Below are 20,333 nucleotides of genomic sequence, written 5' to 3'. Positions count from 1 at the left end.
CTAGCCCGCGACATCCGCTTCGGGAGTCGCGGCGACCGGGGCGACGGGGGCGACGAAGCCCTCCGGCGCGAGTGCGTCGCCGATGACGGCCGCGAGGGCCTCTCGGGAGATCACGCCGTTGCGCACGATCACGAGCTTGCCGCCGTTGCTGTCGAAGCCGGTCGCGTCGATGATCGTCGAGGAGGTGTCGCCCGCCCGGTCGCCGATCGGTTCGTAGCCGGTGCCGGCCGCTCCCCCGTCGAGGTAGACCTCGACGCTCTCGCCGAGCATCTCTTCTGCGGTCGCCGCGTCGACCGCTGACGGCAGGCCGCTCGTGTTCGCGCTCGAGACGGCGAGGGGGCCGGTGTCGGCGAGCAGGTCGAGGGCGATCGGGTTGCTCGGCATCCGCAGGGCGACGGTGCCGCGGGTGTCGCCGAGGTCCCAGACCAGGGAGGGCTGGGCGTTGAGCACAACGGTGAGCCCACCTGGCCAGAACTCCGCGACGAGCGCGCGCACGGGCTCTGGGATATCGACCGCGAGCGCGTCGAGGGTGCCGATGCCCGGGATGAGCACGGGAGGCGGGGACTGCCGGCCGCGGCCCTTCGCGTCGAGCAGGCGTTGGACCGCCTCCGGGCTGAACGCGTCGGCGGCAAGGCCGTAGACGGTGTCGGTGGGGATGACGACGAGCGCGCCGCGAGCGATCGCCGAGCGTGCCAGTCTCATGCCGGTTGCGTAGTCCGAGACAACCGTGCAGTCGTAGATGCGTGTCATTGCGCCCAATTCTAGTGCAGGGGTGTTTCCCGAGGCTGGGAGCGAGTCCCGCCCTGGCTGAGGTGTCGCAGATCGAGGTTCGCACGGCGCGGGAACCTCGATATGCGACACCTCAGCGCAGGGGTCAGGGGGTGGGGCGGATGGCTGTGGTCGCCCGGTCGCGGGTGGTGTAGTCGCGGTGGGTCGCTGTCGCGCGCCAGCCATCGCCGTCGAGCAGGGCACGGATGTCTCCGCCCTGCAGTTCGCCGTGCTCGATCACGAGCACTCCGCCCGGACGCAGCAGGCGCAGGGCCGTCTGCGAGACGTGTTGGACGACGTCGAGGCCGTCGACCCCGCCGAAGAGGGCGTGTGCCGGATCGAAGAGACGGACCTCGGGGTCGCGCGGCACGGCATCCATTGGTATATAGGGAGGGTTCGAGATCAGGACGGCGACCGTGCCGTCGAGTTCGGCGAGGATGCCGGTCTCCGCGAGGTCGCCGAAGACGAGCGTCGCGTTGGCCGCGTTGACCGCTTCGAAGTTGCGGGTCGTCCAGGCGAAGGCCTCCGGCGAGTTCTCGACGGCCCAGATCCGCGCGTTCGGCACCTCGACGGCGAGGGAGAGCGCGATCGCGCCGCTGCCGGTGCCGAGGTCGACGCCGATCGGCTCCGGGTCCGGCATGGAACGGAGGGCGTCGATCGCGAACTGGGCGACCTGCTCGGTCTCGGGGCGGGGCACGAAAACGCCGGGGCCGACGAGGAGTTCGATCGACCGGAACGGCGCGTGCCCGGTGATGTGCTGCAGGGGTTCGCGCAGTGCCCGGCGAGAGACGAGGACGTCGATCGCGGCGGCATCCGCCTCTGTGACGACGGTGCGGAGGATCGCCGCCGCCTGGACCTCGCCGCGGCTCCGGCCGAGCACGTGCCCGATCAGGAGGTCGGCGTCGACGGCGGAGTCCTGGATGCCGGCTGCAGCGAGGATATCGATCGCGCGGGCACGGATGCTGTCGACGGTGCCGGCGAGGGTGCCCCCGGGGACTACAGGGCCGGGGACGGGGGCGCCGGGAACGGAACCCGGAAAAGTGCCGGGAATGGAATGGTCGTCGTCTTCAGTTGTCACACTTTGGAATGTAACGCAATGAAAGGCTCACGCCCAATGCCGGAGTCGTATGCTGGGCGAGGTTCCTGATCCCAATACACGGGGTGCCGGCCCGAATGACCCGATGACCCGACCGAAAGGCACTGCGATGACCGCACGCATCTACTCCGACATCACCAAGGCAGTTGGAGGGACGCCGCTGGTCAAGCTCAACCGCCTGACGGCCGGCCTCGACGCGACCGTTCTCGTCAAGCTCGAGTTCTACAACCCGTCCGCGAGCGTCAAGGACCGCATCGGCATCGCGATCGTCGACGCCGCCGAGGCGTCCGGTGAACTCCTGCCCGGCGGCACCATCGTCGAGGGCACGAGCGGCAACACCGGAATTGCGCTCGCGCTCGTCGGAGCCGCCCGCGGTTATAAGGTCATCCTGGCGATGCCGGAGACCATGAGCAAAGAACGCCGCGTCCTGCTTCGTGCATACGGTGCCGAGATCGTGCTGACCCCGGGGGCCGCCGGCATGCGCGGCGCCGTCGAGACGGCCGAAGAGATCGTCGCGAAGACCCCCGGTGCGATTCTCGCCCGCCAGTTCGACAACCCTGCCAACCCGGCGATCCACTTCGCCACGACCGGCGTCGAGATCTGGGACGACACCGAAGGCGCCGTCGACATCTTCGTCGCGGGCATCGGCACCGGCGGCACCATCACGGGCGCGGGCAAGCTGCTCAAGGAGCGCAAGCCCTCCGTGCACATCGTCGGCGTCGAGCCGATCGACTCCCCGATCCTCACCGGCGGCAAGCCGGGTCCGCACAAGATCCAGGGCATCGGCGCGAACTTCATCCCGTCCGTTCTCGACACCGACCTCTACGATGAGGTGACCGATGTCACCCTCGCCGATTCCCTCACCACCGCTCGCGCACTTGCGACCGACGAGGGAATCCTGTCCGGCATCTCGGGCGGCTCCGCCGTCTGGGCGGCCATCGAACAGGCGAAGAAGCCGGAGAACGCCGGCAAGACCATCGTCGCCATCCTCCCGAGCTTCGGAGAGCGTTACATCTCCACCGTGCTGTACGAGGACCTGCTCGACTAAGACCTGCTGCATCAACGAGAACGGGAACAACTGAAAACCGACATGGGAGTCATTTCACGCATCCGTGAGGACATGGCGATGGCGCGCGCCCACGACCCCGCAGCCCGCAGCAACGTCGAGGTCTTCCTCGCGTACAGCGGGTTGCACGCCGTGTGGTCGTACCGCATCGCCCACCGGATGTGGGTGGCCGGGTTGTACCTGCCCGCCCGGCTGGTCTCCCAGTTCACCCGGTTCCTCACCGGGATCGAGATCCACCCCGGCGCCCGGATCGGGCGCCGGTTGTTCATCGACCACGGCATGGGCGTCGTGATCGGGGAGACTGCCGATGTGGGCGACGATGTGATGCTGTATCACGGCGTCACCCTCGGCGGGAAGACCCGGCACGGCGTCGTCCGCGGTGAGAAGCGGCATCCCACCCTCGGCGACGGCGTCACGATCGGCGCGGGCGCGAAGGTGCTCGGCCCGATCACGATCGGCGCCTGGAGCACGATCGGCGCGAACGCCGTCGTCACGAGGGACGCCCCGCCGAAGTCGCTGCTGCTCGGCATCCCGGCGACGATCCAGCCGGTGCGCGCGCAGACCATCGAGGGCGCGCGCGGCCTGCCGGTCTCGGACGAGGACTAGCCGGCCCGCGGCATCCGCTGCCGCAGCCGCAGCCGCTGCCGCAGCCGCAGCCGCAGCCGCAGCCGCAGCCCAGAGTCACCAAAAAATGCCCAGAATCGCCGTTCGACCGGCGGTTCTGGGCATTCTTTGCGATGCTCGGGCGTGAAACCCGTTAGTCGTGGTCTCCGATTTCTGCGAGGCGGGTGGCCTCGTCGGCGAGGATGCACGACTCGATGACGGCGTCGAGCGCTCCGTTCATCACGGTGTCGAGGTTGTACGCCTTGTAGCCGGTGCGGTGGTCGGCGATGCGGTTCTCCGGGAAGTTGTACGTGCGGATGCGCTCTGACCGGTCCATCGTGCGGATCTGGCCCTTGCGGACCAGGGACGCGGCCGCGTCGATCTCTTCCTGCTGCCGGGCGAGGACGCGGGCGCGCAACACGCGCATTCCCGCTTCCTTGTTCTGCAGCTGGCTCTTCTCGTTCTGCATCGCGACCACGATTCCGGTCGGAAGGTGGGTGATGCGCACCGCGGAGTCGGTCGTGTTGACGGACTGGCCGCCGGGGCCGCTCGAGCGGTAGACGTCGATCTTGAGGTCGTTGTGGTTGATCTCGACCTCTTCCGGCTCATCGACCTCTGGGAAGACGAGCACGCCCGCCGCAGAGGTGTGGATGCGTCCCTGCGACTCGGTCGCGGGCACGCGCTGGACGCGGTGCACGCCGCCCTCGTACTTGAGGTGCGCCCAGACGCCCTCGGCGGGGTCGTTCGTGTTGCTCTTGATCGCGAGCTGGATGTCCTTGATGCCGCCGAGGTCGCTTGTGGTCTGCTCGATGATCTCGGTTTTCCACTTTTTCGACTCGGCGTAGTGCAGGTACATCCGGAGCAGGTCGGCGGCGAACAGTGCGGATTCCGCACCGCCCTCCCCCATCTTGATCTCCATGATCACGTCGCGCGCGTCGAGCTCATCGCGTGGGATGAGCAAGCGGCGCAGCTTCGCGGAGGTGTTCTCGAGCCTGAACCTCGAGCCCGGGGATCTCCTCGGCGAAGGACGAGTCCTCCTCCGCGAGCTCCCGGGCGGCGTCGAGGTTCTCGCCGATCTCTTTCCACTCGTTCCAGGCCGCGATGATGCGACTCAGCTCGGCGTAGCGCCGGTTGACCTTCTTCGAACGGGCCGGGTTGGAGTGCAGGCTCCGGGTCGGCCAGTTCAGACTGCAGCTCGTCGAATTCGGCTTGCAGAGTCAGAACAGACTCGAACATTATTTGTCCTTGTCTGACCCGTTCAGGGACGGCATCGACTTCTGAACCTGCATGAGGAACTCCACGTTGGAGGACGTCTCCTTGAGACGGCCGAGGACGACCTCGAGTGCCTGCTGCTGGTCGAGTCCGGCAAGAGCACGACGCAGCTTCCAGGTGACCTTGACCTCGTCCGAGCTCATCAGCATTTCTTCGCGACGGGTGCCCGATGCGTTGACATCGACCGCGGGGAAGATCCGCTTGTCGGCGAGCTGGCGCGAGAGGCGCAGTTCCATGTTGCCGGTGCCCTTGAACTCCTCGAAGATGACCTCGTCCATCTTGGAACCGGTCTCTACGAGCGCGGACGCGAGGATAGTGAGCGAGCCACCGTTCTCGATGTTGCGCGCGGCGCCGAAGAAGCGCTTGGGCGGGTACAGGGCGGATGCGTCGACTCCGCCGGAGAGGATCCGGCCGGACGGCGGCGCGGTCAGGTTGTACGCCCGGCCGAGTCGCGTGATGGAGTCGAGGAGCACGACGACGTCGTGTCCGAGTTCCACGAGACGCTTGGCGCGCTCGATGGCGAGCTCGGCGACCGTGGTGTGGTCCTCTGCGGGGCGGTCGAAGGTGGAGGCGATGACCTCACCCTTGACCGTGCGCTGCATGTCGGTGACCTCTTCCGGCCGCTCGTCGACCAGCACGACCATGAGGTGGACCTCGGGGTTGTTGGTGGCGATGGCGTTCGCGATCTGCTGCATGACGATGGTCTTGCCGGCCTTGGGCGGCGCGACGATGAGGCCGCGCTGGCCCTTCCCGATCGGGGCGACGAGGTCGATGATGCGCTGGGTGAGCTTGCCTGGCTCGGTCTCGAGGCGGAGGCGCTCCTGCGGGTAGAGCGGCGTGAGCTTCTGGAACTCGACGCGGTTGGCGGCTTCTTCGACGGACAGGCCGTTGATCGAGTCGACCTTGACGATCGCGTTGTACTTCTGGCGGCCGTTCTGGTCGCCCTCGTGCGGCTGGCGGATGGAGCCGACGACGGCGTCACCCTTTCGCAGGTTGTACTTCTTGACCTGGCCGAGGGAGAGACGTACACGTCGCTCGCACCGGGCAGGTAGCCGGAGGTGCGTACGAACGCGTAGTTGTCGAGGACGTCGAGGATGCCGGCGACGGGGATCAGCACATCGTCGTCGTTCAGTTCCGGCTCGAAGTCGTCGCCGGCGGTGACGCCGCGACGCTTGCGGTCACGGAACCGGTTGCGGTTGCTGCGGCTGTTCAGGTCGTCGTCCTGGCCACGGTCCTGCTGGTTGCGGTCCTGCTGGCCGCGCTCCTGCTGCTGGGCCTGACGGTCCTGGTTGCGCTCCTGGTTGCGTTCCTGCTGGGACTGTCGGTCCTGCTGGTTGCGGTCCTGCTGGGACTGGTTGTTCCGGTCCTGCTGGTTCCGGTCCTGCTGTGCCTGACGGTCCTGGTTGTCCTGGCCGCGCTCGGCGTTCTGGTTCTGCTGGTTCTGGTTCTGCTGGTTCTGGTTGCGGTTCGACTGGCGGCCGTTCTGCTGGCGGGAGTTGTCGTCCTGCTCGCCGCTCGTCTGGTTCTGGTTGCCGCCCCGGTTACGGTTGCGGTTGCGGCCTTGGCGCGGCTGTTCGGCCTGTTCGGTCGAGTCGTCGGAGTCCGTGTCGGCGTCCGTGTCCGAGTCGGCGGCGACCGTCGCCGCCGTGCGGTTGCCCGCGAAGTGGTCGACGGGCGCTCCGTCGGTCGTGACGTCCTCGTCGGTCTCGACGGGGATGCCCGCCGTGCCCTGTGCGAGTTCGTCGTTCAGGGCGTCGATGCGGCTTCGCGCGTCGATGCTGTTGCGTGCCGAACCGTTGCGTCCGTTGCCGCGGGCGCTGCTGCGGCGCGAGCGGCCGGTGGTGACGGGGGCCTCGGCGACCTCGGCGGTCTCCGTGGCGGTCTCGGTGCCGGTTGCCGCGGCATCCGTCGTGGTGTCGGCGACGGGCGCCTCGACGACGGGAACCTCGACGGGAGTCTCAACGACAGCAGCGTCGGCCGTGGGGGCCTCGGTCGCTGCGGCTTCCGCGGCGGCCTTGACCGACACGGAGGTTGCGCGCTTGCGGGCCTGACGGACCGGCTTCTCGGCGGCCACGGGGGCCTCCGTGGTTCCGGTGCCTCCGGCGTAGGTGGTGGGGGCCGTGGTGCGACGCGTCGTCGCGGCGGCGTCCGGGAGGATGAGGCCGATGCCGAGGTCGCCGTCAGCGTTGACGTGCGCGGCGGCGGGGGCCGCGGTCGCGGTGGTGGCGCGGCGCGGTGCGCGCCTTGCGCGGCGGGGCTTCGACGAGGGTCGCGGTCACGGCCGCTGCTGCGGCAGGGGCGGCGTCGACTGCGACGGGCTCGGAGACGACCGGCTCGGTCGCGGCGAACGCGGGGATTTCGAGCTCGGGGCTCACGGTGTCGCCACCGGCCTGGACGGCGGTGATGGCGGCGACGAGTTCGCCCTTGCGGAGCTTGGAGGAGCCGGGGATGCCCAGTTCGAGCGCGAGAGCCTGGAGCTCGGCGACACGGAGGGTTCCGAGGCGGGATGAATCCGCAGCATTTGTGCGGAGGTTGACGTCAGTCACGAAAATTTGTCCTTTCCCCCGGCACGAACGTTTACGAAAACCGGGGAAGCTGTGGCAACGTCGGAGGCGCTGCGGGTGGTTCAATCCCACAGAAAGTGGATTGAAGTGAACACACACAGCCACGCACAGATGTCGCGATAGCAGTGAGTTACGGGAAATGCACCATCGAAAGGAACCGGTCGTTAGGCGGTTCCTTCGGGTACGCAGTTGACTCTAGCAGAGCATTCCGAGAACGGATGCCGCGCTCTCCCAGCCGCGGCACCCCCGTTCGCGGTCCTTAGGTCAGGCGGTCGTTGCCGTGTCCGTGCGGGTGACGGTCGCGCCCTGGAAGTCAACGGCGAGCATGAGCGCCTGCCAGGGGGTCGCCGAGTTCGCGGCGACGAGGTCCGCGGCGACGAGGCGCTGGCCCGGGTCACTCGCGAGGACGAGGATCGACGGGCCGGCTCCTGAGACGACGGCCGCGAAGCCGTGCTCCCTGAGCATGGTGATCAGCCGGTTGGTCTCGGGCATCGCAGCGGCACGGTAGCTCTGGTGCAGCTTGTCCTCCGTCGCTGCGAGCAGCAGTTCCGGGCTCTGGATGAGCGCGGCGATGAGCAGCGCCGAACGGGACAGGTTGAAGACGGCGTCCTCGTGCGGCACGGTCTCGGGCTGCAGGCTGCGGGCGAGCGCCGTGGACATGGCCTGCTCCGGCACGAACACGAGCGGCTTGACGCCGCGGTGCACCATCAGCTTCTTGTGGCGGGGGCCCTCCGGAGTGGTCCACGCGATCGTGAGGCCGCCGAAAAGGGCGGGCGCGACGTTGTCCGGGTGCCCTTCCATCTCCGTGGCGAGGGTGAGCAGTGCTTCGGAGTCGATGTCGACGATGCCCTCGAGCAGGCCCTTGGCGGCCATGATCCCGGAGACGATCGCTGCCCCGGAGGATCCCATGCCGCGGCCGTGCGGGATCTTGTTGTGAGCGACGAGCGCGAGGCCCGGCATCCGCTGCCCATAGGCGGCAAAGGTGTGCGCGATGGCCTGCACGACGAGGTTGGTTTCGTCGGTCGGCACCACGCCGGCGCCGACGCCCTGCACGTCGACGAACACGCCGGGTTCATCGCGCGCGGTCACGTCGAGGCGGTCGTAATACGCGAGGGCGAGGCCGAGGGTGTCGAAGCCGGGGCCGAGGTTCGCGGTCGTCGCGGGAACCTGAACGGTCACCGAGCGACCGGAGAGAAGGGTGGGTTCCGACACGGCTTCGGCCAGGGTCACTTCTTGACCAGACCGAGGACGCTCGCGATTTCGGCGGTGTCCACGGGCACGACCGTCGGCGTGATCTCGGCGCCGTCCGCGGTGCGGAGGGCCCACTGCGGGTCCTTCAGGCCGTGGCCGGTGACCGTGAGCACGACCGTCGCGCCGGCCGGGATGAGGCCGGCCTCTGCGCGCTCGAGCAGGCCGGCGACGCTGATCGCGGAGGCGGGTTCGACGAAGATGCCCACCTCTGCGGACAGGATGCGGTAGGCCTCGAGGATCATGGCGTCGCTGATCGCGCCGAAGTAACCGTTCGTGAGCTTCTGCGCCGCGAGGGCGAGGTCCCAGGATGCCGGGTTGCCGATGCGGATGGCGCTCGCGATGGTCTCGGGGTGGTCGACGCGGTGGCCGAGCACGATCGGGGCGCTGCCTGCGGCCTGGAAGCCGAACATGCGCGGCAGCTTCGTGATCGCACCGCGCTCGAGTTCCTCGGTGTAGCCGCGGGTGTACGCGGTGTAGTTTCCGGCGTTGCCGACGGGGACGATGTGGATGTCCGGCGCGTCTTCGAGCACCTCGACGACCTCGAAGGCCGCCGTCTTCTGGCCCTCGATGCGGTCGGGGTTGACCGAGTTGACGAGGTGCACCGGGTAGTTCGCCGAAAGGTCGCGGGCGATGTCGAGGCAGTCGTCGAAGTTGCCCTGCACCTGCAGGAGCCTGCGCGTTGTGCGCGATGGCCTGGCTGAGCTTGCCGAGCGCGATCTTGCCCTCCGGCACCAGCACGACCGCGAGGATACCGGCGTGGGTCGCGTATGCGGCGGCAGAGGCCGAGGTGTTGCCGGTCGAGGCGCAGATGACGGCCTTGGCGCCGTCTTCGACGGCCTTCGAGATCGCCATGGTCATGCCGCGGTCCTTGAAGGAGCCGGTCGGGTTCATGCCCTCGTACTTGATCCAGACCTTCGCACCGGTGCGCTTCGACAGCGCGGGGGCGGGAATCAGCGGCGTGCCGCCCTCGCCGAGCGTGATGATCGGCGTGGCGTCGGTGATGTTCAGGCGGTCGGCGTATTCACGCAGCACACCCCGCCACTGACGGGACTGGGTCTTCACGGCCTGCGTGGACTCTCGTTCGCTGGACATCAGGCTCCTTCAACTCTCAAAACGGATGCGACGGTGGTGACAAATCTGTTGGCGGCGAGGTCCGTCACGGTGGCGGCGAGGGCCGCCTCCGTTGCCTCGTGGGTTCCGATCACAAGGGTAGCCGTGGACGGGACGGCCGCGTGACTGGACGTGAGCGCCCGCGCGGGGGTCATCGACTGCTCGACGAGGGCCAGTGAGACGCCGTGATCACTGAATACCCCGGCGAGGGTCGCGAGCACACCCGGCTCGTCGGTGACCTCGAGGGTGACCGCGTAGCGGGTCGTGATGCTGCCGATGTCGAAGACGGGCAGGTCGGCATGGATCGAGGCCGCAACTCCCGGGCCGCCGGCGATGTGGCGGCGGGCGAGGGAGACCAGGTCGCCGAGCACGGCCGACGCCGTCTCGACTCCCCCGGCGCCTGCGCCGTAGAACATCAGGCTGCCGGCGGATTCCGCCTCGACGAAGACGGCGTTGTTCGCGCCGTGCACGGCCGCGAGCGGGTGGCTGCGCGGCACCATCGCGGGGTAGACCCGCGCGGAGACGCCCGCCTGGCCGGTCGCGGCATCCGTGATGCGTTCGCAGATCGCGAGGAGCTTGACGACGTAGCCGGCCTTGCGGGCCGACTCGATCTGCGCGGGCGTGACCTCGGTGATGCCTTCGCGGTAGACGGATGCGAGCGGCACGTGGGTGTGGAAGGCGAGGCTCGCGAGAATGGCCGCCTTCTGCGCCGCGTCGTAGCCGCCGATGTCCGCGGTCGGGTCTGCTTCGGCGTAGCCGAGGTCGGTCGCGGTGGCGAGGGCTTCCTCGAGGGTGTCGCCCGCGGTGTCCATCTGGTCGAGGATGAAGTTCGTGGTGCCGTTGACGATGCCGAGGATGCGGTTGATCTGGTCGCCGCCGAGGCTGTCGCGCAGCGGACGGAGGATCGGGATCGCGCCGGCGACGGCGGCCTCATAGTTGAGCTGGGCGCCGACCTGGTCTGCGACGGCGAAGAGTTCGGGCCCGTGGGTCGCGAGGAGCGCCTTGTTCGCGGTGACGATATCCGCCCCGGAGTTCATCGCCATCAGGATGTAGCTGCGTGCCGGTTCGATGCCGCCGAGCAGTTCGATGACGACGTCCGCGCCGAGGATGAGGGATTCGGCGTCGGTCGTGAAGAGCTCGTGCGGGAGGTCGACGGTGCGTTCGGCGTCGACGTCGCGCACGAGGATGCCGACGAGTTCGAGGCCGGCGCCGACCCGGTTGGCGAATTCCTCGCTCTGCTCGAGCAACAGCCGGGCGACCTGGGCGCCGACGTTGCCGCCGCCCAGCAGGGCGACGCGCAGGTTGCGGTATTCGATCATCGGATGGCTTCCTTCGGTTGATCGGTGCCGGCGGGGGTAGCGACGACTGCGGCGATCCCGGCGTCGCGGGAGAGCAGGTCGGCGATGGTCTCGCCGCGGACGAGCAGCCGGGCGGCGCCGTCGAGGACGGCGACGACGGGCGGGCGGCCGAGGTAGTTGTAGTTGCTCGCGAGAGAGAAGCAGTACGCACCGGTCGCGGCGACCGCGACGAGGTCGCCGGGGGCGACGTCCCCGGGCAGGTAGTCCGCGTCGACGACGATGTCGCCGCTCTCGCAGTGCTTGCCCGCGACGCGCACGAGCACGGGGTCCGCGGTGCTCGAGCGGCCCGCGAGCCGCACAGAGTAGTCAGCACCGTAGAGCGCGGGCCGGGCGTTGTCGCTCATGCCGCCGTCGACACTCACGTAGAGCCGGGTCACGCCCGAGACGTCGACGGCCTTGGTGGTGCCGACCTTGTACAGGGTCGTGCCCGCCGGGCCGATGATGGAGCGGCCGGGCTCGAAGGCGACAATGGGCACCGGGATGCCGCGCGCGGCGCACTCGGCCGCGACGATGTCGGCGAGGCGGACGGCCAGCTCGTGGATCGGGGTGGGGGTGTCGGCGTCCGTGTACGCGATACCGAAGCCGCCCCCGAGGTTGAGTTCGGGGACCGGGCCGCCGCCGAGCAGCGCTGCGTGCACGGCGAGCAGCCGGGAGGCGGATTCGGCGAAGCCGTCCGCCCCGAAGATCTGCGAACCGATGTGGCAGTGCAGGCCGATGAAACGCAGGGCGGGCTCCGCCCGGATCAGGGCGACGAGGCGCGGGGCGTCCTCGAGAGTGATGCCGAACTTCTGGTCCTCGTGCGCGGTGGCCAGGAACTCGTGGGTGTGCGCGTGCACGCCGCTGTTCACCCGGAGCCGCACGTTCTGCACGATGCCGTGCCGGGCAGCTGCCGCGGCGACGCGGGAGATCTCGATGGTCGAGTCGATCACGATCGTGCCGACGCCGACGGCGCAGGCCTCGTCGATCTCGGCGAGGGACTTGTTGTTGCCGTGGAAGCCGAGTCGGGCGCCGGGCGCGCCGGCCGCGAGGGCGACGGCGAGTTCCCCGCCGCTGCAGACGTCGATGTTGAGGCCCTCGGCGAGCATCCAGCGGGCGACCTCGCTCGACAGGAAGGCCTTGCCGGCGTAGTACACCTTGACCGTGGTGCCGATGCGGGAGAATTCCGCCTCGAAAGCGGACCGGAGGGCGAAAGCGCGGGCGCGGGCATCCGCTTCGTCGATGACGTAGAGCGGGGTGCCGAAGCGGGCGGCCAGGTCAGGCGCGGAGACGCCGCCGATGACGAGGTCGCCGGCCGGCGCACGGTGCATGGTCGCGGGCCAGAGGCCGGCCGAGAGCGCGTTGGCGTCTCCGGGCAGGACGAGCCAGTCGGGGGCGAGCGGGTTGGTGGCCACGGGTGAAAACCTCACGGGAAAGTCGAGTGGGTGTCTCACTGAGTGGCGAGCGAACCCGGATTGGTCCCTGAAGCCAGTGAAGATTTCGCCGGCATGACAGCGAACCTGCACCGATTCTAGCGAGCAAGGGGTGCGCGCGCCGAATCAGCCGGCGGAGCAGGTGCCAAGGGTGGTCAGCGACTGCGCGGTGAGCATCAGGGTGCTCGACTCCAGCGTAATGCGCGCCCGCCCCGGCGTGACGTCGACGCCGGCGAGGTTGACGCCCTCTGGGAGGTACTCGGCAACGCATACCCGGATCGGCTGCTGGCCGAGCACGAGCGGGAGGATCGCCGTGGCGTCGATGCTGCCAGCCCCGGTGGTGATCTGTGCGCCGCTCGGGGTGAAAAGCAGCGAATCGGCCGCAGCGGTTGGGGTCGCGGTGGCCTGGTAGCCGATGTTCAGGCCGAAGACGCTCACGTTGCCCTCGTACTGCACGGTGCCGTCGCCCAGCACGAGGTTGGCTGCGGGCGCCCCCTGCGGCAGGGCCGCTGCGAGGAGGGTGTTGAGCGCAGCCTGGTCGAGGTCGACCGTTCCGCGCACGTCGCCGACCTTCTTGGCCTGGTCGACGGGCACGTCGGTTGCGACGAGGTGCACCGATGCCGGCACACCGTTCACGGTGAGGGCGGGGGCCACCAGGGTGACCCGGTCGAAGCTTCCCATCAGGTACTGCGCGATCACGGACAAGCCGCCGATCGAGACGGACACGTCTCCCGTGACCGAATCGGGCAGGTGCGCCGCAATCTCGGACTTCGCCCGGTTCTCGGCGTAGTTGCGCACGCCGGCATCGGCGATGAAAAACGCGGCGACGAGGCCGAGCACCACGATCGTCGCGAGGATGAACCCGCTCAGGCCGCGGCGCCTGCGCGTTGCGGCTCCCCTGCCCGTTCTGGTGTCCCGATCCAGTGCCCCGTCCCGGTCCACGGTCACATCCGTTCGGGAGCAGCCACGCCGAGGAGGCCGAGGCCGTTGCGGATGACCTGGCCGGTGGCGTCGTTGAGCCAGAGTCGCGTGCGATGCAGGCTCCGTGACGGGTTCGTCGCCGAGCGGGATCACCCGGCAGTTGTCGTACCAGCGGTGGTAGTAGCCGGCGACCTCTTCGATGTACCGGGCGATGCGGTGCGGCTCGCGCAGCTCGGCGGCGAGGGCGACCATGCGCGGGTACTCCTGCAGCACGCCGAGCAGGGCGGACTCGCTGTCGTGCACGAGCAGGCTCCGGGTTGAAGTCGGTGCGCTCGACTCCGGCAGCAGCAGCGTTGCGGGCGACGGAGCAGGTGCGGGCGTGCGCGTACTGCACGTAGAAGACGGGGTTCTCGTTGCTGTGCTTGCCGAGCAGGTCGAGGTCGATGTCGAGCTGGGTGTCACTCGAGGAGCGCACGAGGGCATAGCGGCCGGCGTCGACACCGACGGCGTCGACGAGGTCGTCGAGGGTCACGATCGTGCCGGCACGCTTGCTCATCCGAACGGGCTCGCCGTCCTTGAGCAGGTTGACCATCTGGCCGATCAGGATCTGCAGGTTGACCCCGGGGACGTCGCCGAAGGCCTCGACCATGGCCATCATCCGGCCGACATAGCCGTGGTGGTCTGCGCCGAGCATGATCAGGTTCTGGTCGAAGCCGCGCTCGCGCTTGTCGAGGTAGTAGCCGAGGTCGCCGGAGATATAGGCCGGTTCACCGTTCGAGCGGATGATGACGCGGTCACGGTCATCGCCGAAGGTCGTCGTGCGGAGCCAGATGGCGCCATCCGCTTCGAAGATGTGGCCGAGGCCGCGCAGGCGCTCGATGGCCCGGTTGACCGCGCCGGACTCGTGCAGCGAGTCTTCGTGGAAGTAGACGTCGAAATCGACGCCGAAGCCGTGCAGCTTTTCCTTGATCTCGGTGAACATCAGGTCGACGCCGATCGAGCGGAAGACTTCCTGCTGTTCCTCGCGCGGCAGGTCGGCGATCGGGGTCGCTCCGTCGTATTTCGCCAATACCTGGTCGGCGATGTCGCCGATGTACGCTCCGCCGTAGCCGTCCTCGGGGGTGTGCTCGCCGAGGTAGGCGGCCAGGACACTGCGGGCGAACCGGTCGATCTGCGAACCGTGGTCGTTGAAGTAGTACTCGCGGGTGACATCCGCGCCCTCGGCTTGAAGCACCCGGGCGAGGCTGTCGCCCACGGCGGCCCAGCGCACGCCGCCCATGTGGATGGGGCCGGTGGGGTTGGCGGAGACGAATTCGAGGTTGATCTTGATGCCGTCGTAGAGGTGGCCGGTGCCGTAAGCCGGGCCGGCGTCGACGATGGTCTTCGCGAGCGCGCCAGCGGATGCCGCCTCGAGGCGGATGTTGATGAAGCCGGGGCCGGCGATTTCGACGGAGGCGACGTCGGGAAGCGCCTCGAGTCCGGTCGCGAGCTCTGTGGCGACCTCGCGCGGCTTATAGCCGAGCGGCTTGGCGATCTTCATCGCGATGCTCGAGGCCCAGTCGCCGTGGTCGCGGTTGCGCGGGCGTTCGAGGGTGACGTCGCCAGCGGTGGCGAGGACGATGTCGAGCCCGGCGGTGTCGATGCCTTCTGCGCGTCGGCGCTCACCCAACTGCTGGATCAGGGCGAACAGGGATTCGGAAAGCTCGGCGGGGGTCACGGAAACCAAGCTTACCGGCCCGGTTTGAAGCACCTCGCTTGCTAAGGTCGGACCGTGACTCTCTTTGATTCGCCCGCCTCCCCGTCCGCCCGGCGCTTGCGCGCCGGAGTCTTCCTCTGCGTTGGCGCGCTGAGTCTTATCGGCCTGTCCGGCTGCACGGCGGATGCCGCACCCGGGGCCTCCGGTTCGGCGAGCGCCGCCGCGACGGGGGGTTCTTCCTCGTCAGCGACCGCTTCGGCTACCGCGACGTCAACGCCGACGCCCACGCCGACCCCGGCAGGAACCGCTGTCGCGATGTCGTGCACCGACCTGCTGACGCTGGACGACGTGTACGCGTTCAACCCGAACTTCGGCAGCGACCCCTCGTACAAGCCGACCTCCGCGTCTGCGAAGACGGCGGCGTCATTCCAGGGGCTCACGTGCGGCCTGCTCAACCAGTCGAGCGACGGCACAATCGAAATCTCGCTCACCCAGCCCAACGCGGTACTCATGACGCAGCAGCAGGACAAGGCGGTCGCCTCCTCGAAGATCGTCCCGACCTACGGCACTCCCCCGACCGCCCAGGGCTTTTTCACGGTGTCCAACGGAATCGGTGAGGCTCAGGTCTTCACCGACACGTACTGGCTCACGATCAGCTCGTCGAACTTCCTGGAGCCCGGCGACGCCGAGTCCCTCGTCTCCGCCGCCCTCGGCCACCTGAAATAACTCGCCCCACCCCTGACGAACAGGGCGAACTCCCGCCCACCGGCGCAACACCCGCGCTCGATTCCGCCCACTGATGATTGCCGTGCCGAGCGCGGGAGTTTCGCCTCAACGCGGGTGGTGCACCACGAGCGCAGCGGCGAAACACCCGCGGTGGAGGCCTGCCGCGCTCTCGAAAGAGTGCCGGTGCGAACACCGGCCTCCCGGATGCTGATAACCTAGTGTTTTCCCGGGCCCCCATAGCTCAGGGGATAGAGCACTGCCCTCCGGAGGCAGGGGCGGCAGTTCGAATCTGCCTGGGGGCACACCAATAAATTCCTGATCAGAAGCTAGTTCTTCTCAGGAGATTTCAGCCCGTTCGAGCTCGGTCTTGCTCAATCGCTCTCGCCACTAGGCTCAAGCCATGATTCGCCTGCGTAAGACGCGTTGGAAGATCGCCTACATCCTTATCGGGGTGATCTCCCTGGCGGCGATCGAAATTGCGATCCAGCCGTTGATGTTCCCGAATCCGATGCCTGCCGTGGTCGCAAACTCGCTGACTCTCCTGCTCTATTTCGGAGGTGTGCGATCCTTCCGCGGATTGGGCGAACCCATCGCGCCACCCCGCGCCCGGTGGAGAATGACTTCCCGGCCCCGAGCCGGATACATCATCGGATCCCTCCTCGCCCTGAGCTCCGCCAATGGCGTTTTCGTTGCGACCACTACGCCACCGGAATTGATATTCAACGTCTCGATCAGCGTAATGGTCGATGCGTCACTGGCGTTCTTGTACTTCAGGTCATCTGCCCGGCTCCAAAAAGCGCCTCCGCGCACAGTGCAGGAAGTGCCGCGCTGGAAGCCACTCAAGAGCTAGTCGACCTGTCTCTCTGGCACGGATTCCTCCTAAGGTCGGAGCATGTCCTTCCCTCGCTCAGACCGGTTGACCTTTCGAAACATGACCGACGCTGACCTCGACGACATGGCTGCCATGCTGGCTGACGCGGACGTGATGCAGTACTACCCGCGACCCAAGAGCCGCGAGGAGGCCCAGGGGTGGATCGACTGGAACAAACGCAACTACGTCGAGCATGGCTACGGTCTGTGGATCATCGCGACGAAGACGGGTGAGTTCGTCGGCGACTGTGGCCTCACCTGGCAGGCCGTCAACGGTCGACCCGAACTTGAGGTCGGCTACCACGTGAGGGCAAGTTTTCAGGGACGAGGCTACGCGACCGAGGCCGCTTCGGCTTGTATCGACTTCGCCCGAAACGTCTTGGGGGCAGCCCACCTGGTCGCGATCATCCACCCCGACAACCAGGCCTCGAGACGCGTCGCGGAAAAGATCGGCCTCAAATTCGAAGAGGATGACCGTGGCGGAGCGATAGACGTCCGCTATGTCTATGGGTCACTTCTCTGAACTGTCCGTACTAGGCAGACGCTCGGCTCATTGAGTTTCGCACCGGCTCCGCATCTCGTTGGCGGCGCTCTTCACCTGTCGTTAGTTCGTGCGGTCTGCGAAGCCGGCGGGAAGGTCGTTCGGCGCCGTGGAGACGACCGTGTCGTCGTTTTCACCGACGAACTCGAAGAGGGTGATCCTGGCGAACTCCGGAACGACGTAAATCGGGTAGGTCGGGCCAGCATCGCGGAACGCCCGCATTTCGTCGAGGTGATCGTTCTGATACAGCACCGTCTTCGAGCCGGCCTCTTCGATCCACCGCGGGAAGAAGATCGTGCCGTGCAGGCGGCGCTTGGCCGGCAGCACGTTCACAACCACGCTCGTGCCGGTCGGCTCGGTCCACGAAACCTTGTAGACGGAGTCGTCCAGCTGGACAAGATCGACGGTCTGATCGGTCACCCAACGACCGCCAACCATGCCTGTGTGGATGCGATAGTCCATCGTCGTCGCATTCTTGACGTACATCTCGTACTGCCAGTTGTTCGCGTAGGTGTAGATGAAGCGGTATCCCACGATTCCGGAGAGGTCCTGCGGCGGGGTGGGCTGCTCGACGGTGGTGACGGTGGCTTGACTCGTGTTCGGTGTTGATGTCATGAATTTAGTTTTGCACACAAAACTAGATTTGTCAGCAAAACACCGCTGAGTATCATCGAGGTATGGCTACAACCCCAACGCAGGCGCACGCGCTCGCCCAGGCGCTCGGTCCGCTCCGGCGAGCGCTGCTCAGGGCAGCTCAGGAAGCGGGCGATCTGCCCAACCTGCCGGAGGCGCAGATTGAGTTGCTCCGCCTCCTCGTCGAGACCGGCCCGATCAGCTCGGCACGGCTCGCCGCCCGGCTCGGGCTCGCCCGACCCACGGTCAGCAACCTGCTCAAAACCATGACGACCGCCGATCTCATCGATCGGACAGCAGCAGCCGAAGACCTCCGATCGACCTTGGTGAGCGCGTCGAATACCGCTCGAGGGCTCCTGGCACGCTATGACGACGTCAGTTCACGCGTCATCGCTGAAGCGCTCGCACAGCTCGATGCGACCGCGCGGGAGCAACTCCGCCAGGCGACGCCTTCCCTGCGAGCGCTGACCGAGATCATTGGCCGTTCCCCAGGCACCCACGCGACGGGCAGATAGCCGGCGCAGATTCTCACGCCGATCCGCACTAAGAAACGCTGGCCAGCGTCTGATGACGTGTCCACTAGATCGCGACCGCCTGCGCGGACGTGTCATTGTGAGATGGCACAATGAGCGTACGCGGATGCCGTCGGTCACGTGTCCACACGGCCGCGCACAACCGGACCCGCGCTCAGCACAGATCGCACTCTGGCCGATTCTGGCTGGAGTGGCATACCTGGCAATGGGCGTTGATAGCGTTTGAATATGCAATTCACTCCCCAGACCATTGTCGAACTGGCGGATGAGCTGGGTCTCGGAGTTGACGACCTCGAGCCGTATGGTCGGGGAAAAGCCAGGCTGTCGCTCGACCTGCTCAACCGCCCCGCGAACGGCACGGGTCGACTCGTGCTCGTTACCGCGATTAACCCGACGCCTGCGGGTGAGGGCAAGACCACGGTGTGTATAAGCCTCGCGATGGGTCTGCGTCGATTGGGACGGAGCGCCGTGCTTGCTCTGCGGGAACCATCACTCGGGCCGGTTTTCGGCTCGAAGGGCGGGGGTACCGGAGGGGGCAGAGCCTCGCTCACCCCCGCGGACGACATCAATCTTCACTTCACCGGCGATATTCATGCGATCACCACCGCCCACAATCTGCTGTCGGCGCTCGTCGACAACGCAATATTCTTTCGAGAAGAGATCCCTGGCAGGGGCGTGATCGATCCCGGTCAGGTCACTTGGGGACGCGCGCTCGACATAAACGACCGCGCTCTCCGGCGAAGTATCGTTGGCATTGGCCCCAAGACCGACGACCTCTCGCGCCAGGAACACTTCGACATCACGGCGGCAAGCGAGATCATGGCGATTGTGGCCCTCGCGTCAGGTCTAGAAGATCTCGAGGACCGCCTGTCTCGTATCGTGGTGGGGCGAACGCATGCGGGGCAAGCGGTCACAGCAGGAGACCTCCGGGCTTCCGGAGCAATGACGGTGGTGCTTCGCGACGCGTTGCGACCGAATCTGGTGCAAACCGAGGAGGGCGGCCCCGCGATCGTGCATTGCGGACCCTTCGGCAATATTGCACATGGCTGCAATAGCGTGGTCGCGACACGCCTCGCGATGAAGCTCGGTGACTACGCGATCACCGAGGCAGGGTTCGGGTTCGATCTCGGTGGCGAGAAATTTCTCGATATCAAGTGCCGTCTCGCGGGGATCTGGCCACGCGCCGTCGTCATCGTGGCCACACTGCGGGCTCTCAAGATGCACGGGGGCGCGCCGGTCGCGATCTGCGGTGAGCCGGATACCACGACGCTCATCAAAGGACTGGAACACCTCGAGCATCATCTCGCTACGGCGAGCGCCTTCGGCCTCACGCCGATCGTCGCGATCAATCTCTTCCCGAACGATACCGAGTCGGAACTGTTATTGGTCGAAGAAGCCGTCGCTGCGCGAGGAGTTCGATTCGCCCGCACCGACGGCTTCGCGCGCGGTGGCGAGGGATCGCTGGATCTCGCCCGGGTGGTGAGCGAAGTGGTCGATCTCACCGACGTGGCACCTCCGCAGCCGCGATTCATCTACAACGAATCGGATTCCCCGCACGACAAGATCCGCAAGATCGCCACGGTGGTCTACGGCGCAAGCGATGTGGCGTTCACCCCAGCTGCTGAGCTAGACATAGCCCGAATCGCGGAGCCTGGGCTACTCGAATCTCCCCATCTGCATAGCCAAAACTCACCTCTCCCTCACTTACGACCCCAGAATTGCCGGTCGCCCCCGTAACTTCATCATCACGGTTCGAGAGGTTCGTCTTTCGGCAGGTGCAGGATTCCTTATTCCGATGACGGGAGCCGTGATGACCATGCCAGGGCTTCCCAGAGTGCCCGCCTCGCGTAACATCCGATTGCTCCCGGATGGAAGCATTGCAGGACTCATGCAAAACGACTAAGGACCTCCGTTCA

Annotated in this window: 17 protein-coding genes, 1 tRNA gene and 4 pseudogenes; 10 read left to right on the top strand and 12 right to left on the bottom strand. The window is 67.2% G+C overall.

Translation table 11 applies throughout. The features are described 5' to 3' along the window. A complete protein-coding gene (locus KIV56_RS15900; RefSeq protein WP_281534203.1) occupies positions 1-750 on the bottom strand; it encodes an L-threonylcarbamoyladenylate synthase in 750 nt (249 codons plus the stop codon). 124 nt (positions 751-874) lie between these two features. Beyond that, complete coding sequence (prmC, locus tag KIV56_RS15895; RefSeq protein ID WP_281536189.1) at positions 875-1,729, bottom strand: peptide chain release factor N(5)-glutamine methyltransferase; 855 nt, start codon at positions 1,727-1,729, stop codon at positions 875-877. A 244-nt stretch (positions 1,730-1,973) separates the two neighbouring features. On the opposite strand from prmC, the gene cysK reads away from it, so the two are divergent. Further along, positions 1,974-2,912 (top strand): cysteine synthase A, encoded by a 939-nt coding sequence (cysK, locus tag KIV56_RS15890; protein ID WP_281534202.1) that lies wholly within the window; start codon positions 1,974-1,976, stop codon positions 2,910-2,912. 6 nt (positions 2,913-2,918) lie between these two features. Beyond that, the gene (gene epsC, locus KIV56_RS15885) at positions 2,919-3,536 is read left to right on the top strand and encodes a serine O-acetyltransferase EpsC (RefSeq protein ID WP_322140389.1); all 618 of its coding nucleotides are present in this window, start codon (positions 2,919-2,921) and stop codon (positions 3,534-3,536) included. A gap of 151 nt (positions 3,537-3,687) precedes the next feature. On the opposite strand, the pseudogene prfA reads toward epsC, so the two are convergent. Together prfA and rho are read right to left on the bottom strand one after the other, a co-directional pair. Further along, positions 3,688-4,769: pseudogene (gene prfA, locus KIV56_RS15880) on the bottom strand (peptide chain release factor 1). After that, positions 4,769-5,958, bottom strand: a pseudogene (gene rho / locus KIV56_RS20610) (transcription termination factor Rho); the annotation flags it as partial. The pseudogenes rho and prfA, both read right to left, overlap by 1 nt. A gap of 451 nt (positions 5,959-6,409) precedes the next feature. Between rho and KIV56_RS20605 the strand changes: the two are divergent. Next, positions 6,410-6,856 carry a hypothetical protein gene (locus KIV56_RS20605; protein WP_432432654.1) on the top strand — a complete coding sequence of 149 codons (447 nt, stop codon included), beginning with the start codon at positions 6,410-6,412 and terminating at the stop codon, positions 6,854-6,856. Between the two features lie 129 nt (positions 6,857-6,985). On the opposite strand, the gene KIV56_RS15870 is transcribed toward KIV56_RS20605, so the two are convergent. The 7 genes and pseudogenes from KIV56_RS15870 to argS form a co-directional block, all read right to left on the bottom strand. Then, a complete protein-coding gene (locus KIV56_RS15870) occupies positions 6,986-7,351 on the bottom strand; it encodes a Rho termination factor N-terminal domain-containing protein (protein ID WP_281534201.1) in 366 nt (121 codons plus the stop codon). Positions 7,352-7,633: 282 nt separating this feature from the next. Then, entirely contained in the window at positions 7,634-8,599 is a 966-nt protein-coding gene (gene thrB / locus KIV56_RS15865) for a homoserine kinase (RefSeq protein WP_432432564.1), read from the bottom strand. Next, positions 8,596-9,712: pseudogene (gene thrC, locus KIV56_RS15860) on the bottom strand (threonine synthase). Before thrC ends, thrB begins: the two are co-directional and overlap by 4 nt. After that, a complete protein-coding gene (locus KIV56_RS15855) occupies positions 9,712-11,049 on the bottom strand; it encodes a homoserine dehydrogenase (protein WP_281534200.1) in 1,338 nt (445 codons plus the stop codon). Before KIV56_RS15855 ends, thrC begins: the two are co-directional and overlap by 1 nt. Next, positions 11,046-12,479 (bottom strand): diaminopimelate decarboxylase, encoded by a 1,434-nt coding sequence (lysA, locus tag KIV56_RS15850; RefSeq protein WP_281536187.1) that lies wholly within the window; start codon positions 12,477-12,479, stop codon positions 11,046-11,048. Before lysA ends, KIV56_RS15855 begins: the two co-directional genes overlap by 4 nt. Before the next feature lie 144 nt (positions 12,480-12,623). Continuing rightward, positions 12,624-13,439 carry an LmeA family phospholipid-binding protein gene (locus tag KIV56_RS15845; RefSeq protein ID WP_322139153.1) on the bottom strand — a complete coding sequence of 272 codons (816 nt, stop codon included), beginning with the start codon at positions 13,437-13,439 and terminating at the stop codon, positions 12,624-12,626. Between the two features lie 2 nt (positions 13,440-13,441). Further along, positions 13,442-15,135: pseudogene (gene argS, locus KIV56_RS15840) on the bottom strand (arginine--tRNA ligase). A 54-nt stretch (positions 15,136-15,189) separates the two neighbouring features. Here argS and KIV56_RS15835 point away from each other — a divergent pair. From KIV56_RS15835 to KIV56_RS15820, 4 genes are all read left to right on the top strand, one after another. Then, entirely contained in the window at positions 15,190-15,840 is a 651-nt protein-coding gene (locus tag KIV56_RS15835) for a hypothetical protein (RefSeq protein WP_281534199.1), read from the top strand. A 230-nt stretch (positions 15,841-16,070) separates the two neighbouring features. Beyond that, positions 16,071-16,142, top strand: a tRNA-Arg gene (locus KIV56_RS15830). Between the two features lie 98 nt (positions 16,143-16,240). After that, positions 16,241-16,690, top strand: coding sequence for a hypothetical protein (locus KIV56_RS15825; protein ID WP_281534198.1), 450 nt, complete (start codon positions 16,241-16,243; stop codon positions 16,688-16,690). A gap of 42 nt (positions 16,691-16,732) precedes the next feature. After that, on the top strand, positions 16,733-17,233 hold the full coding sequence (locus KIV56_RS15820; protein WP_281534197.1) for a GNAT family N-acetyltransferase: 501 nt from the start codon (positions 16,733-16,735) through the stop codon (positions 17,231-17,233). An 81-nt stretch (positions 17,234-17,314) separates the two neighbouring features. Here KIV56_RS15820 and KIV56_RS15815 read toward each other — a convergent pair whose 3' ends face one another. Beyond that, positions 17,315-17,866 carry a phenolic acid decarboxylase gene (locus KIV56_RS15815; protein WP_281534196.1) on the bottom strand — a complete coding sequence of 184 codons (552 nt, stop codon included), beginning with the start codon at positions 17,864-17,866 and terminating at the stop codon, positions 17,315-17,317. Positions 17,867-17,928: 62 nt separating this feature from the next. On the opposite strand from KIV56_RS15815, the gene KIV56_RS15810 reads away from it, so the two are divergent. The 3 genes from KIV56_RS15810 to KIV56_RS15800 all read left to right on the top strand — a co-directional run bounded on the left by KIV56_RS15810 (position 17,929) and on the right by KIV56_RS15800 (position 20,320). After that, entirely contained in the window at positions 17,929-18,399 is a 471-nt protein-coding gene (locus KIV56_RS15810; RefSeq protein ID WP_281534195.1) for a MarR family winged helix-turn-helix transcriptional regulator, read from the top strand. A 246-nt stretch (positions 18,400-18,645) separates the two neighbouring features. Next, complete coding sequence (locus tag KIV56_RS15805) at positions 18,646-20,154, top strand: formate--tetrahydrofolate ligase (RefSeq protein ID WP_281534194.1); 1,509 nt, start codon at positions 18,646-18,648, stop codon at positions 20,152-20,154. Next, a complete protein-coding gene (locus KIV56_RS15800; RefSeq protein WP_348648577.1) occupies positions 20,069-20,320 on the top strand; it encodes a formate--tetrahydrofolate ligase in 252 nt (83 codons plus the stop codon). The genes KIV56_RS15805 and KIV56_RS15800 overlap by 86 nt, the downstream gene beginning before the upstream one ends. Positions 20,321-20,333: the final 13 nt, after the last annotated feature.

The organism is Cryobacterium breve, from assembly GCF_027594785.1.
In the GTDB taxonomy this organism is placed as follows: Bacteria; Actinomycetota; Actinomycetes; order Actinomycetales; family Microbacteriaceae; genus Cryobacterium; species Cryobacterium breve_A.
Note: the sequence above shows the minus strand (reverse complement) of the source record. Positions and strands in the feature narration are given on the sequence as shown.

What these genes read in the sequence shown, in the direction of transcription:
- KIV56_RS15900 (WP_281534203.1), bottom strand. Translation starts at nt 750, where the DNA reads ATGACACGCATCTACGACTGCACGGTTGTCTCGGACTACGCAACCGGC.
- cysK (WP_281534202.1), top strand. Translation starts at nt 1,974, where the DNA reads ATGACCGCACGCATCTACTCCGACATCACCAAGGCAGTTGGAGGGACG.
- KIV56_RS15855 (WP_281534200.1), bottom strand. Translation starts at nt 11,049, where the DNA reads ATGATCGAATACCGCAACCTGCGCGTCGCCCTGCTGGGCGGCGGCAAC.
- KIV56_RS15825 (WP_281534198.1), top strand. Translation starts at nt 16,241, where the DNA reads ATGATTCGCCTGCGTAAGACGCGTTGGAAGATCGCCTACATCCTTATC.
- KIV56_RS15820 (WP_281534197.1), top strand. Translation starts at nt 16,733, where the DNA reads ATGTCCTTCCCTCGCTCAGACCGGTTGACCTTTCGAAACATGACCGAC.
- KIV56_RS15815 (WP_281534196.1), bottom strand. Translation starts at nt 17,866, where the DNA reads ATGACATCAACACCGAACACGAGTCAAGCCACCGTCACCACCGTCGAG.
- KIV56_RS15810 (WP_281534195.1), top strand. Translation starts at nt 17,929, where the DNA reads ATGGCTACAACCCCAACGCAGGCGCACGCGCTCGCCCAGGCGCTCGGT.
- KIV56_RS15805 (WP_281534194.1), top strand. Translation starts at nt 18,646, where the DNA reads ATGCAATTCACTCCCCAGACCATTGTCGAACTGGCGGATGAGCTGGGT.